Origin of the sequence: Microbacterium sp. SA156 (genome assembly GCF_049065455.1) — a bacterium.
In the GTDB taxonomy this organism is placed as follows: Bacteria; Actinomycetota; Actinomycetes; order Actinomycetales; family Microbacteriaceae; genus Microbacterium; species Microbacterium barkeri.
This window is the reverse complement of record NZ_JBAKGU010000024.1, coordinates 16,814-29,455: the sequence shown is the minus strand read 5'-3', so window position 1 is coordinate 29,455 and position 12,642 is coordinate 16,814. Positions and strand designations below refer to the sequence as shown.

General features: G+C 71.5%; 11 protein-coding genes. 4 read left to right on the top strand and 7 right to left on the bottom strand.

Going from position 1 to position 12,642, the window contains the following annotated elements:
* Positions 1 to 208: 208 nt before the first annotated feature.
* Complete coding sequence (gene valS / locus ACOWU6_RS16160; RefSeq protein WP_421076328.1) at positions 209 to 2,773, top strand: valine--tRNA ligase; 2,565 nt, start codon at positions 209 to 211, stop codon at positions 2,771 to 2,773.
* Positions 2,773 to 3,000 (top strand): hypothetical protein, encoded by a 228-nt coding sequence (locus ACOWU6_RS16155; RefSeq protein WP_421076327.1) that lies wholly within the window; start codon positions 2,773 to 2,775, stop codon positions 2,998 to 3,000. Before valS ends, ACOWU6_RS16155 begins: the two co-directional genes overlap by 1 nt.
* Positions 3,001 to 3,029: 29 nt before the next feature.
* Here the strand turns inward: ACOWU6_RS16155 and ACOWU6_RS16150 are convergent, their stop codons facing one another.
* A complete protein-coding gene (locus tag ACOWU6_RS16150; protein ID WP_421076326.1) occupies positions 3,030 to 3,275 on the bottom strand; it encodes a hypothetical protein in 246 nt (81 codons plus the stop codon).
* Positions 3,272 to 3,880, bottom strand: coding sequence for a winged helix-turn-helix domain-containing protein (locus ACOWU6_RS16145; RefSeq protein WP_271172017.1), 609 nt, complete (start codon positions 3,878 to 3,880; stop codon positions 3,272 to 3,274). Before ACOWU6_RS16145 ends, ACOWU6_RS16150 begins: the two co-directional genes overlap by 4 nt.
* 99 nt (positions 3,881 to 3,979) lie before the next feature.
* On the opposite strand from ACOWU6_RS16145, the gene ACOWU6_RS16140 reads away from it, so the two are divergent.
* The gene (locus ACOWU6_RS16140; RefSeq protein ID WP_421076325.1) at positions 3,980 to 6,040 is read left to right on the top strand and encodes a M3 family metallopeptidase; all 2,061 of its coding nucleotides are present in this window, start codon (positions 3,980 to 3,982) and stop codon (positions 6,038 to 6,040) included.
* Positions 6,041 to 6,044: 4 nt separating this feature from the next.
* Here the strand turns inward: ACOWU6_RS16140 and ACOWU6_RS16135 are convergent, their stop codons facing one another.
* Together ACOWU6_RS16135 and ACOWU6_RS16130 are read right to left on the bottom strand one after the other, a co-directional pair.
* Positions 6,045 to 6,719, bottom strand: coding sequence for a response regulator (locus tag ACOWU6_RS16135; RefSeq protein ID WP_282977890.1), 675 nt, complete (start codon positions 6,717 to 6,719; stop codon positions 6,045 to 6,047).
* The gene (locus tag ACOWU6_RS16130) at positions 6,716 to 7,804 is read right to left on the bottom strand and encodes a sensor histidine kinase (protein ID WP_421076324.1); all 1,089 of its coding nucleotides are present in this window, start codon (positions 7,802 to 7,804) and stop codon (positions 6,716 to 6,718) included. Before ACOWU6_RS16130 ends, ACOWU6_RS16135 begins: the two co-directional genes overlap by 4 nt.
* A gap of 238 nt (positions 7,805 to 8,042) precedes the next feature.
* On the opposite strand from ACOWU6_RS16130, the gene ACOWU6_RS16125 reads away from it, so the two are divergent.
* Positions 8,043 to 9,857, top strand: a complete 1,815-nt coding sequence (locus ACOWU6_RS16125; RefSeq protein WP_421076330.1) for an amino acid transporter — start codon at positions 8,043 to 8,045, stop codon at positions 9,855 to 9,857.
* Positions 9,858 to 9,908: 51 nt separating this feature from the next.
* On the opposite strand, the gene clpX is transcribed toward ACOWU6_RS16125, so the two are convergent.
* The 3 genes from clpX to ACOWU6_RS16110 all read right to left on the bottom strand — a co-directional run bounded on the left by clpX (position 9,909) and on the right by ACOWU6_RS16110 (position 12,610).
* Positions 9,909 to 11,180, bottom strand: a complete 1,272-nt coding sequence (clpX, locus tag ACOWU6_RS16120) for an ATP-dependent Clp protease ATP-binding subunit ClpX (RefSeq protein ID WP_271172021.1) — start codon at positions 11,178 to 11,180, stop codon at positions 9,909 to 9,911.
* A 147-nt stretch (positions 11,181 to 11,327) separates the two neighbouring features.
* On the bottom strand, positions 11,328 to 11,993 hold the full coding sequence (locus tag ACOWU6_RS16115; protein ID WP_271172022.1) for an ATP-dependent Clp protease proteolytic subunit: 666 nt from the start codon (positions 11,991 to 11,993) through the stop codon (positions 11,328 to 11,330).
* Positions 11,994 to 12,016: 23 nt separating this feature from the next.
* Positions 12,017 to 12,610, bottom strand: coding sequence for an ATP-dependent Clp protease proteolytic subunit (locus ACOWU6_RS16110; protein ID WP_271172023.1), 594 nt, complete (start codon positions 12,608 to 12,610; stop codon positions 12,017 to 12,019).
* Positions 12,611 to 12,642: the final 32 nt, after the last annotated feature.

The following is a 12,642-nucleotide window of genomic DNA, read 5'->3' as shown; positions in this document are numbered from 1 at the left end:
CATGCGCGCGTTGCCGATGCCGAGGTCGTCGTGGTCGACGAGCATCGGCAGCAGCGTGCTGCTCGCGGAGTCGGCGAACACCTCGGCGCCCCGCCCGCCGGCCACGCCCCGCCCGCCGGGGCCAATCCACCCCGCCCCGGTACACTGGTCGCGCACCCACACTCAGGCACGCAGACACCGTGCCGTACATAGCGCGCGAGGAGATCCCATGGCCGCCATTCCCGACAAGCCCGCACTCGAGGGTCTCGAAGCGAAGTGGGGTGAGTCCTGGGAGCAGCAGGGCACCTACCTCTTCGACCGCGACGCCGCCCGCGCGAAGGGGCGCGCCGGCGTCTTCTCGGTCGACACCCCGCCGCCCACCGCGAGCGGCAGTCTCCACATCGGCCACGTGTTCTCGTACACGCACACCGACGTGAAGACCCGCTACGAGCGCATGCGCGGCAAGACGGTGTTCTACCCGATCGGCTGGGACGACAACGGCCTGCCCACCGAGCGCCGCGTGCAGAACTACTACGGCGTGCGCTGCGACCCGTCGCTGCCCTACGACCCCGACTTCACACCGCCGTTCGAGGGGACGACGAAGACGATCAAGGCCGCCGACCAGATCCCGGTGAGCCGCCGCAACTTCATCGAGCTGTGCGAGAAGCTCACAGTCGAGGACGAGAAGACCTTCGAGGACCTGTGGCGCACCCTCGGGCTCTCGGTCGACTGGACGCAGACCTACCGGACGATCTCGGACGACACCATCCGCACGAGCCAGCTCGCGTTCCTGAAGAACCTCGAGCGGGGCGAGGCGTACCAGGACCTCGCTCCCACCCTGTGGGACGTCGACTTCCGCTCCGCGATCGCGCAGGCGGAGCTCGAGGATCGCGACCAGCAGGCCGCCTACCACCGCCTCGCGTTCCACCGGACGGATGGCTCGGGCGACATCCACATCGAGACGACGCGTCCCGAGCTGCTCGCGGCGTGCGTCGCCCTCGTCGCCCACCCCGACGACGAGCGCTACCAGCCCGTGTTCGGCTCGACCGTGACGACGCCCGTGTTCGGCGTCGAGGTCCCCGTCCTCGCGCACCCGCTCGCGCAGCCCGACAAGGGCTCGGGCATCGCGATGATCTGCACGTTCGGCGACGTGACCGACATCATCTGGTGGCGGGAGCTCGACCTCCCCAACCGGACCATCATCGGCAAGGACGGCCGCGTCGTCGCCGACGCGCCCGAGGCGATCACGACGGATGGCGGCAGGGCCGCGTTCGCGGAGATCGCCGGCAAGACGGTCTTCAGCGCCAAGAAGCGGATGGTCGAGCTGCTGGAGGAGTCCGGCGAGCTCACGAGCGTGTCGGCCCCGTTCACGCATCCCGTGAAGTTCTTCGAGAAGGGCGACCGACCGCTCGAGATCGTCTCGACGCGCCAGTGGTACATCCGCAACGGAGCGCGCGACGCCCAGCTGCGCGAGCGGCTCCTCGCGCTCGGCCAGGAGATCGAGTGGCACCCCGAGTTCATGCGGGTCCGCTACGAGAACTGGGTGAACGGCCTCACCGGCGACTGGCTCGTGTCGCGCCAGCGCTTCTTCGGCGTGCCGATCCCGGTCTGGTACGGCCTCGACGAGAACGGCGAGCGCGACTACGCGCGCGTCCTCGTGCCCGACGCCGCGAGCCTCCCGGTCGACCCGTCGAGCGACGTCCCGCCGGGCTACACCGAGGACCAGCGCGGCGTGCCGGGCGGATTCGAGGCGGAGACCGACGTCTTCGACACGTGGGCGACGTCGTCGCTGACCCCGCAGCTCGCGGGCGGATGGCAGCGCGACGAGGATCTGTGGAGCCTCGTGGCGCCGTTCGACCTGCGCCCGCAGGGCCAGGACATCATCCGCACGTGGCTCTTCTCGACCCTGCTGCGCAGCGCTCTCGAGGACGACCGTGCGCCGTGGGCGCACGCCGCGATCTCCGGCTTCATCGTGGACCCGGACCGCAAGAAGATGTCGAAGTCGAAGGGCAACGTCGTCACGCCCGCCGACATCCTCGAGAAGCACGGGTCCGACGCCGTCCGGTACTGGGCCGCGTCGAGCCGCCTCGGGACGGACGCGGCGTTCGACCCGCAGAACCCGACGCAGATCAAGATCGGACGCCGCCTCGCGATCAAGGTCCTGAACGCCGCGAAGTTCGTGCTGGGCTTCGAGGCGCCCGAGGGCGCCTCGGTCACCGAGCCGCTCGATCTGTCGATGCTCGCCGCGCTCGACGACGTCGTGGTGCAGGCGACGGCCGCGCTCGACGCGTACGACCACGCCCGCGCCCTCGAGCTCTCGGAGTCGTTCTTCTGGACGTTCTGCGACGACTACCTCGAGCTCGTGAAGGAGCGCGCGTACGCGGGCGGCGACGCGGGCGCCTCGGCGGCCGTCGCGCTGCGCACCGCGCTCTCGACGCTCCTGCGCCTGCTCGCGCCCGTCGTCGTCTTCGCCGCGGAGGAGGCGTGGTCCTGGTTCGAGAGCGGCTCCGTGCATCGCGCAGCCTGGCCCGAGCCGACCGGGCTCGGCGGCGACACGGACGTGCTCGCCGCCGCGAGCGAGGCCCTCATCGGCATCCGCCGCGCGAAGACCGAGGCGAAGGCCTCGCAGAAGACGCCCGTCGCCCGCGCAGTCGTCGCGGCCCCCGCCGAGCGCGCCGCCGCCCTGCGGCTCGCCGCCGACGACCTCAGGGCCGTCGGCCGGATCGCCGCGCTCGAGATCGAGGACGCCGATGCGTTCGCGGTCACCGACATCCAGCTGGCCGAGGAGGCCTGATGCAGCTCGGAACGCGCTGGTCGGCCGGCTCGGAGCCGCCGGCCAGCGTGCCCGCCTCGCTGCGCGCGGAGATCTCGCGCGTCGAGGCGGAGCTCCCGGATGACGCTCCGCGGCCGTCGTGGACGCTCACGTGGCTCGAGGGACGGCCGATCGCCGAGCTCGACACGGGGATCGAGGTCTTCATCGGCCCCGACGGGGTCGCGATCTCGCGCCCGTTCTCCGACTGAGAGGCGCCGCCGACGTCGTCGGCGGCGCCTCACCAGCGCAGCGCTCCGACGCCGTTCGCGGCCGCGGCGCGGTCGCCGGCGCGCCGCGACTCGGCGATGAGCCCCTCGCGGGCGAGATCCGCCGCGATGCGCGCCGTCCGCGCGGCCGCGCGCCGGTGCACGCGTGCCTGGAGGCCCTCGGCGACGCGCAGCGCGAGCCGCTCCCCCGCGCCGAGCGCGAGCGGCGGCGCCGCGTCGGGCATCGTGACCGACAGCGTCACGGTGAGCGTGGTCATGATCCTGCTCCTCTCTGCGGAAGGGGGAAGAGGTCGGCGCGCAGAGACACGCTCCGCACGCCTTCGCCCTCCTGCCCGCGGTAGCGGTCGACGTACTCGCTGAACAGCGCGTCCGCGCGCTCGGCGAGCTCCTTGAGCTGCGCCGCGGTGAGATGGGCGGTCGACGTCGTCGAGACGCTCGCGTCGCGCCACTCCTCGGGCTCGTCGTCGTACCCGCCCGTGAAGTAGTCGAACATCTCCTGGAAGCGCGCCCGGTGGTACTCGGCGACGGCCACCTGGAGCACGGCTCTGCCGGCCGGCGAGTCGCCGACCGACTCGCTGCCGAAGGCGATCCGGCCGCGGGGCCGCTCCCACCACCGCTCCCGGCCGCCGCGCCCCGCGACCTCGCGGACGAGATCGTGGCGCGCGAGCATCCGCAGGTGGTAGCTCGTCGAGCCGGATGACTCGCCCGTGAGCGCGGCGAGCGAGCTCGCGGTCTGCGGGCCCTCCCTGCTCAGCAGGTCGAGGATGCGCACCCGCAGCGGATGTGCGAGCGCACGCAGCGCCGCCGTGTCGAGCACGCGCGTCTCGCGCTCCTCGGACACCTTCGCCTGTTCGTCGGTCATAACGCAAAGATATCTTTGCAAACGGCTCTTTGCAACCATCTCTTTGCATCACGCGGCGCGTGCCGCGCCGAGCACGACGGCCCTGGATAGGCTGACGGGATGACCGCGCCCGTGTTCAACCCCCTGCTCGCGCCCTCGCCCCTCCCCTACGGACTGCCCGACTACGCGGCCATCGAGCCCGGTCACTACCTGCCCGCGTTCGAGCGCGCCTTCGCCGAGCACCGCGCCGAGATCGACGCGATCACGGCGAACCCGGACGCCCCGACCTTCGAGAACACGCTCGAGCCGCTCGAGCGCTCCGGCGCGCTTCTCGACGCGGTCTCGCGTGCGTTCTACACCGTGAACTCGGCACACGCGACGGCGGAGATCCAGGAGATCGACGAGCAGCTCGCACCGCTCATGTCGGCGCACTCCGACGCGATCGAGCTCGACGCGGCACTGTACGCGCGGATCGGGTCCGTCCGCGACCGGCTCGACGAGCTCGACCTCACCGCGGAGCAGCGCCGCCTCGTCGAGCGACGCCACACCGAGATGACGCGCGCCGGCGCCGCCCTCGACGACACGGCCAAGGAGCGGCTCACCGAGCTCAACGCGCGCCTGTCGACCCTCACCACGCGATTCGAGAAGAACCTCCTCGCCGACACGAACGACCTCGCGGTCGTCTTCGACAGCGCAGAGGAGCTCGAGGGCCTCGCGCCCGGCGAGCTGTCCGCCGCGGCCGAGGCCGCCCGCGAGCGAGGGCTCGATGGGCGCTATGCGGTCACCCTCACGCTCTTCACGGGCCATCCGCACCTGTCTTCGCTGGTCCGCAGAGACGCGCGCGAGCGCATCCTCGCCGCCTCCCGCGCCCGGGCGTCGCGCGGCAACGCGAACGACAGCTCCGAGGTCGTCCGCGAGATCGTGCGGCTCCGCGCCGAGCGCGCCGCGCTGCTCGGGTACCCCTCGCACGCGGCGTACGTGACCTCCGACGAGACCGCCGGATCTCCCGAGGCCGTGCGCGCTCTGCTGCGTCGCCTCGCCGGGCCGGCGGCGCGCAACGCGCAGCGGGAGAAGGCCGCGCTCCAGCGCATCGTCGACGAGACGGAGCCCGAGCCCTTCCCGCTCGCAGCGCACGACTGGGCCTTCTACACGGAGAAGGTGCGTCAGGCCGAGTACGACATCGACACGGCGGCTCTGCGGCCCTGGTTCGAAGCCGAGCGCGTCCTCCGCGACGGCGTGTTCCACGCGGCGCACGAGCTCTACGGGCTCTCCTTCCGCGAGCGCGCCGACCTCCCGAGCTACCACCCGGACGTGCGCGCCTTCGAGGTCCTCGATGCCGACGGCACGCCCCTCGGCCTCTACCTGCTCGACCTCTACGCGCGCGACACGAAGCGCGGCGGCGCCTGGATGAACTCGCTCGTCGCGCAGTCCGCGCTCCGTGGTACGAAGCCGGTCGTCGTGAACAACCTCAACGTCGTCAAGCCGGCCGCCGGCGAGCCGACCCTCCTCACGCTCGACAACGTGACGACCCTCTTCCACGAGTTCGGCCACGCCCTGCACGGGCTCTTCGCGCGCGTGACGTACCCGCACTTCGCGGGCACGGCCGTCCACCGGGACTTCGTCGAGTTCCCCAGCCAGGTGAACGAGATGTGGATCCTCTGGCCCGAGGTGCTCGCGAACTACGCGGTCCACCACGAGACCGGCGAGCCCCTCCCCGCGGACGTCGTCGAACGGCTCCGCGCGAGCGAGACGTTCAACCAGGGCTTCGAGACGAGCGAGTACCTCGCGGCCGCCTGGCTCGATCAGGCGTGGCACGCGCTGTCGCCGTCGGAGGCGGCGGCGGTGACCGACGTGGCGGCCTTCGAGGCCGCCGCGCTCGCCGACATCGGCCTGGACGAGCCGACCGTGCCCACGCGGTACTCCTCGACCTACTTCCAGCACATCTTCGCGGGCGGGTACAGCGCGGGGTACTACTCCTACATCTGGGCCGAGGTGCTCGATGCCGACACCGTCGAGTGGTTCCGTGAGAACGGCGGGCTCTCGCGCGCGGGCGGCGACCGCTTCCGCGCGCGGCTGCTCGGCGTGGGCGGTGCGAAGGATCCGCTCGAGGCATACCGCGACTTCCGCGGGCGCGACGCCGAGATCGCCCCGCTGCTGAAGCGCCGCGGCCTCGACGCGTGACGCCTCAGGGCCGGTAGCGGTACCCGAGCCCCGGCTCCGTCAGCAGATGGCGGGGCCGGGCCGGGTCCGCCTCGAGCTTGCGCCGCAGCTGGCTCATGTAGAGGCGGAGGTAGGCGTCCTCCCCCGTGTACGCCGGGCCCCAGACGGCCGTGAGGAGCTCGCGCTTCCCGACGAGGCGGCCCACGTTGCGCAGCAGCACCTCGAGCATCGACCACTCGGTCGCGGTGAGGTGCACCGGCTCACCGTCGCGCGTGGCCGTGTGCGCCACGAGGTCGATCTGGGAGGGGCCGATCGCATGCCGATCGGCCTCCTCGGATGGCGCGGGCGCGGTCCGCAGGAGGGCGCGCACGCGCGCGAGCAGCTCATCGACCGCGAACGGCTTCGTGACGTAGTCGTTGGCGCCCGCGTCGAGCGCCGCGACCTTCTCCGCCGTCTGCGACCGTCCGCTGAGCACGAGGATGGGCATCCGGTGCGCACCGCGCACCGTGGTGATGACCCCCACGCCGTCGAGCGCGGGCAGCCCCAGGTCGAGGATGACGAGAGCGGGCTCGTTCCGAGCGATCTCCCTGACCGCTTCGGCGCCGTCCGCCGCCTCGCGCACCTCGTACCCGCGCGCCTCGAGGTTGAGGGCGAGCGTGCGGCGGATCGCCGCATCGTCCTCGACGATGAGGATGGTCATGCGACGCCCCCATCCCGCGGCGCGACGGGTGCGATGGGCAGCTCGAGCACGCACGTGAGCCCTCCGCCCTCCGACGGGCGCAGCTCGAGCGAGCCGCCCATCGCCTCCGCGAACCCGCGCGAGAGGGAGAGACCGAGCCCCGCGCCGGACCCGCTGTCGTCGAGGCGACGGAATGCGCGGAAGGCCTCCTCGCGCGACGCGGCCGGGATCCCCGGGCCGTGGTCGACGACCGCGAGCTCCACGCGCGCCCCGGCCGTGCGGATCCTCACCGCGACGTCGCCGCCGCCGTGGCGGAGGGCGTTGCCCACGAGGTTCGCGACGATCCGCTGCACGAGCACGGGATCGGCCAGCGCGTCCGGCACCCCGGGCGCCACCGTGACGGCGACGGCGCCGTCGTCGCCCAGCTCGTCCAGCGCGAGCGCGGCGGCGTCCTCGACCCGCATGGGCTCGATCGAGACCGGCAGCACGCCCGCGTCGAGCCGCGACGAGTCGAGCAGGTCGTCGAGCAGCCGCTCGAGGCGAGCGAGCGAGGCGATCGTCGTGCCGAGGAGCTCGCCCCGCTGGTCGGGCGTCCAGATGACGTCGGAGCTGGCGAGGCTCGTCGCCGCGGCCGATGCGGCGGCGAGCGGAGTGCGGAGGTCGTGCCCGACGGCCGCGAGAAGGGCGCTGCGCAGCCGGTCCGCCTCCTGCGCGGCGTCGGCTCGGCTCTGCGCCTCGAGCGCCTGACGCGCGAGCAGGAGGCGCGCCTCCGACTGCCCGACGACGAGGCTCACGATCACGCCCGCCGCGACGAACACGCCGATCGCGACGAGCTGCGCGCCGTCGGTCACGTGGAGGGTGTGCACGGGCTCCGCGAAGAAGTAGATGAGGAGCGGCCCCGCAGCGATCGACGCGACGAGGGCGACGACGATCCCACCCAGCACGGCGCCCACGACGACGATGAGCAGGTACAGGAGCGCCGCGACCACGAGGTCCTGCGCGTCGACCGAAGCTGCGACCGCCGCCGTCGCTCCCACGAGCGCCGCCGTGACCACGGCCGCGGCGACGAGCTGCCGTCGCACGGGGAGCATCGCGAACCGCTGCACAGAGGAAGTCTCGCGGCTCCGGTCGGGCTGACGACGGCGGCGCGCGCGGGCGGCGGAAATCCTGACGGAATCCTGACGCGAAGGCGGGTCCCGCGCGCCGCGACGGGACTAGCGTCGTCCGGTGTCCAGATCGAGAGGCGGAGAAGAGATGCTCGTCGAGAGCGCAGTGCCCCCGGACGTCACCGGGGAGTCCACATCGGAGATCGACTCCGGGAGGGGCGCGCCGTGGTGGCGCGTCATGTGCCTCACGGGCGTCGACTACTTCTCGACCCTCGGCTACCAGCCGGCGATCGCAGCCCTCGCCGCGGGCCTTCTCTCCCCCATCGCGACGCTCGTGCTCATCCTCGTCACGCTGCTCGGCGCCCTGCCGGTCTATCGGCGCGTGGCGAAGGAGAGCCCGCACGGCGAGGGGTCGATCGCCATGCTCGAGCGCCTCCTCCCCTGGTGGGGCGGGAAGCTCCTCGTGCTCGTCCTGCTCGGCTTCGCCGCCACCGACTTCATGATCACCATCACCCTGTCGGCCGCCGACGCGACGGCGCACATCGTCGAGAACCCGTTCGCGCCGGACGAATGGGAGGGGATGGAGATCCCGATCACCCTGTTCCTCGTGGCGCTCCTGGGGGCGGTGTTCCTCAAGGGCTTCCGCGGCGCGATCTCGATCGCGGTGGCGCTCGTGGGGGTCTTCCTCGCGCTGAACGCGGTGGTCGTGCTCGTGTCCTTCGCCGAGGTGGCCGCACGTCCCGAGGTCGTCGGCAACTGGACGGCCGCGCTCACCACCGCGCACGGGAGCCCGCTCGCGGCCATCGCCGTGGCGCTCCTCGTCTTCCCGCAGCTCGCGCTCGGCCTCTCCGGCTTCGAGACGGGCGTCGCCGTGATGCCGCAGATCCGCGGCATCCGCGGCGACACGGAGGCGCGGCCGGTCGGCCGCATCCGCGGGGCCCGCAAGCTGCTCACGGCCGCCGCGCTCACGATGAGCGCGTTCCTGCTCGGCTCGAGCGTCGTCACGACGCTGCTCATCCCCCAGGAGGAGTTCGCGCCCGGCGGCTCGGCGAACGGCCGAGCGCTCGCGTATCTGGCCCACGGCCTGCTCGGGGAAGGCTTCGGCACCGCCTACGACATCGCGACCGTGCTCATCCTCTGGTTCGCGGGCGCGTCGGCGATGGCGGGCCTGCTGAACCTCGTGCCCCGCTACCTGCCGCGCTACGGCATGGCCCCGCGCTGGGCGGCCGCCACGCGCCCCCTCGTCATCGTGTTCACCGCGATCGCGTTCGCCGTCACGCTCGCCTTCGAGGCCGACGTCGACGCCCAGAGCGGCGCCTACGCGACCGGCGTGCTCGTGCTCATCACCTCGGCGTCGATCGCGGTGGCGCTGTCCGCGCGTCGGCGGCGGCACCCGCGCGCGGCCGCCGGCTACGCGGTCATCGCCGCCGTGTTCCTCGCCACGACCGCGGTCAACGTCGTGGAGCGGCCCGACGGGGTCAAGATCGCCGCGCTGTTCATCCTCGGCATCGTGACGGTGTCCGTGCTGTCGCGCATCCCGCGGTCGTTCCAGCTCCGCGCGCGCTCGGTCGTCTTCGACGAGGCGGCCCTCGCGTTCCTCCGTCACGACGCGGAGCACCACGGTGCGATCCGCGTCGTCCCCAAGGAGCCGGGCTCCGGGACGGCGGCCGAGTTCGCCGACAAGCTCCGCAACGAGCGGCGCTTCAACGGGATCCCCCGCTCTGCGCAAGTGGTGTTCCTGCAGGTCATCCTCGGCGACTCGTCGGACTTCGAGGACGACCTCGTCGTCCGCGGCGAGGAGCACGCGGGGCACCGCATCCTCAGCGTCCATGCCACGAGCGTGCCGAACGCGATCGCCGCTGTGCTCCTCGCCATCCGGGACGAGACCGGCGTCGTCCCCGACGTCTACTTCGAGTGGAGCGAGGGCAATCCGGCGTCGAACATGCTGCGCTTCCTCGTCTTCGGGACGGGCGAGATCGCGCCGGTCACGCGCGAGGTGCTGCGGCGCGTGGAGCCCAAGCGGCGGCTCCGCCCCGACGTCCACGTGGGCTGAGCGGCTCCGGGCCGAGGATCCTCGATCCCCGGCCCGGAGTCGTCCACTCGGCTACGCGCTCTTCTTGCGCTGCCGCAGCACGACCGTGGGGGGTGCGCCCTCCTCGACGGCGGCGCGGGTGACGATGACCTTCGCGACGTCGTCGGTGGACGGGATCTCGAACATGATCGGCCCGAGCACCTCCTCGAGGATGGCACGCAGCCCGCGGGCTCCCGTCTTGCGCCCGACGGCGAGATCGGCGATCGCGCGCAGCGCGTCCTCCTCGAAGTCGAGCGCCACGCCGTCGAGCTCGAACATGCGCTGGTACTGCTTCACGAGCGCGTTCCGCGGGACGGTGAGGATCTCCATGAGCGCCTCCTGGTCGAGCGCGCCGACCGACGCGATGACGGGAAGGCGGCCGATGAACTCCGGGATGAGCCCGAACTTGTGGAGGTCCTCCGGGAGCACCTCCGCGTAGAGCCCGCCGTCGTCTCGCTTGTCCTGGAGCGGGGCGCCGAACCCGACGCCGTGGCGCCCGACGCGCGCCGAGATGATGTCCTCGAGCCCGGCGAACGCGCCGGCCACGATGAACAGCACGTTCGTCGTGTCGATCTGGATGAACTCCTGATGCGGGTGCTTGCGCCCGCCCTGCGGAGGGACGGACGCCACCGTGCCCTCGAGGATCTTCAGGAGCGCCTGCTGCACGCCCTCGCCCGACACATCGCGCGTGATCGACGGGTTCTCCGCCTTGCGGGCGATCTTGTCGACCTCGTCGATGTAGATGATGCCGGTCTCGGCGCGCTTGACGTCGAAGTCGGCGGCCTGGAGGAGCTTGAGGAGGATGTTCTCGACGTCCTCGCCCACGTAGCCCGCCTCGGTGAGGGCCGTCGCGTCGGCGACGGCGAACGGGACGTTGAGCCGCTTCGCGAGCGTCTGCGCGAGGTAGGTCTTGCCCGACCCGGTCGGCCCGAGCATGAGGATGTTGCTCTTGGCGATGTCGACGTCCTCGGCCTTCTGCTCGGCCGTCTTGATCTCGCCGCGCGCGCGGACGCGCTTGTAGTGGTTGTACACCGCCACCGCGAGCGCGCGCTTGGCGGGCTCCTGGCCGACGACGTACTCCTCGAGGAAGCCGAAGATCTCCCGCGGCTTCGGCAGGTCGAACTCCGCGACCCCGCCGTCGGCGTTGGACTCGGCCATCCGCTCTTCGATGATCTCGTTGCAGAGCTCGACGCATTCGTCGCAGATGTAGACGCCGGGTCCGGCGATCAGCTGCTGGACCTGCTTCTGGCTCTTCCCGCAGAAGGAGCACTTGAACAGGTCGGCACTCTCACCGATGCGAGCCATGGTCCTTCTCCTCCTGGGTCCCGGAAGGGGGTCTTCTTCGAGCCTAACCGCTGCCGCCGACACCGACGCCGTCCGACGCGGCATGGATGCGGGATGCCCCGGCCGTGCGAGCGCGCGACCGGGGCATCCTGCAGGATCCTGCTCGTCCTACTTCGTCAGCGGCGTGCGCTTGCGCGACGTGAGGACCTGGTCGACGAGGCCGTACTCGACCGCCTCGGTGCCACCCAGGATCTTGTCGCGGTCGATGTCCTTGTGGACCTCGGCCTGCGACTTGTTCGAGTGCTTCGCGAGCGTCTCCTCGAGCCACGTGCGCATGCGCAGGATCTCGGCCGCCTGGATCTCGATGTCCGACGCCTGCCCGTGGCCGGACTCGCCGACCGCGGGCTGGTGGATGAGGATCCGCGCGTTGGGCAGCGCGAGGCGCTTGCCCGGCGCGCCGGCCGCGAGCAGCACGGCCGCCGCCGAGGCGGCCTGACCCAGCACGACGGTCTGGATCTGGGGCGAGATGTACTGCATCGTGTCGTAGATCGCCGTCATGGCCGTGAACGAGCCGCCGGGCGAGTTGATGTACATGATGATGTCGCGGTCGGGGTCCTGGCTCTCGAGCACGAGCAGCTGCGCCATGACGTCGTCCGCCGACGCGTCGTCGACCTGGACGCCCAGGAAGATGACGCGGTCCTCGAAGAGCTTGTTGTACGGGTCCTGGCGCTTGTAGCCGTATGCCGTGCGCTCCTCGAACTGCGGCAGGATGTAGCGGCTGCTCGGGAGCTGGAAGCCCTGCGGCGTCGCCGCGCCGGTGTAGGGGGTGTTCATCGTGTGCGTCCTCGTCTCTCGGCTCACTGCGCGTCGCGGTCGGTGCCGCCCGCGCCCGTCACGTCCGCCGCATGCTCGCGGATGTGGTCCACGAACCCGTACTCGAGCGCCTCGTCGGCGGTGAACCAGCGGTCGCGGTCGCCGTCCTCGTTGATCTGCTCGACGGTCTTCCCGGTCTGCGCCGCGGTGATCTCGGCGAGGCGGTTCTTCATCGAGACGATGAGCTCGGCCTGCGTCTGGATGTCGCTCGCGGTGCCGCCGAAGCCGCCGTGCGGCTGGTGCAGCAGGACGCGTGCGTTGGGCGTGATGTACCGCTTGCCCTTCGTCCCGCTCGTGAGCAGGAGCTGCCCCATCGAGGCGGCCATGCCGATGCCCACCGTGACGATGTCGTTGGGCACGAACTGCATGGTGTCGTAGATCGCCATGCCGGCCGTGATCGAGCCGCCGGGCGAGTTGATGTAGAGGTAGATGTCCTTCTCGGAGTCCTCCGCGGCGAGAAGGAGGATCTTCGCGCAGATCTCGTTCGCGTTCTCGTCGCGCACCTCCGAGCCCAGCCAGATGATGCGGTCCTTGAGAAGCCTGTCGAAGACACTCTGTGCCATCAGCGGTTCGGCCATGAAATCACTCCATTTCGGTGATGCGTCGAGAT

Coding starts and splice junctions, on each gene's coding strand:
- valS (WP_421076328.1), top strand. CDS start 209: ATGGCCGCCATTCCCGACAAGCCCGCACTCGAGGGTCTCGAAGCGAAG.
- ACOWU6_RS16155 (WP_421076327.1), top strand. CDS start 2,773: ATGCAGCTCGGAACGCGCTGGTCGGCCGGCTCGGAGCCGCCGGCCAGC.
- ACOWU6_RS16150 (WP_421076326.1), bottom strand. CDS start 3,275: ATGACCACGCTCACCGTGACGCTGTCGGTCACGATGCCCGACGCGGCG.
- ACOWU6_RS16145 (WP_271172017.1), bottom strand. CDS start 3,880: ATGACCGACGAACAGGCGAAGGTGTCCGAGGAGCGCGAGACGCGCGTG.
- ACOWU6_RS16140 (WP_421076325.1), top strand. CDS start 3,980: ATGACCGCGCCCGTGTTCAACCCCCTGCTCGCGCCCTCGCCCCTCCCC.
- ACOWU6_RS16135 (WP_282977890.1), bottom strand. CDS start 6,719: ATGACCATCCTCATCGTCGAGGACGATGCGGCGATCCGCCGCACGCTC.
- ACOWU6_RS16125 (WP_421076330.1), top strand. CDS start 8,043: ATGTGCCTCACGGGCGTCGACTACTTCTCGACCCTCGGCTACCAGCCG.
- clpX (WP_271172021.1), bottom strand. CDS start 11,180: ATGGCTCGCATCGGTGAGAGTGCCGACCTGTTCAAGTGCTCCTTCTGC.
- ACOWU6_RS16115 (WP_271172022.1), bottom strand. CDS start 11,993: ATGAACACCCCCTACACCGGCGCGGCGACGCCGCAGGGCTTCCAGCTC.
- ACOWU6_RS16110 (WP_271172023.1), bottom strand. CDS start 12,610: ATGGCCGAACCGCTGATGGCACAGAGTGTCTTCGACAGGCTTCTCAAG.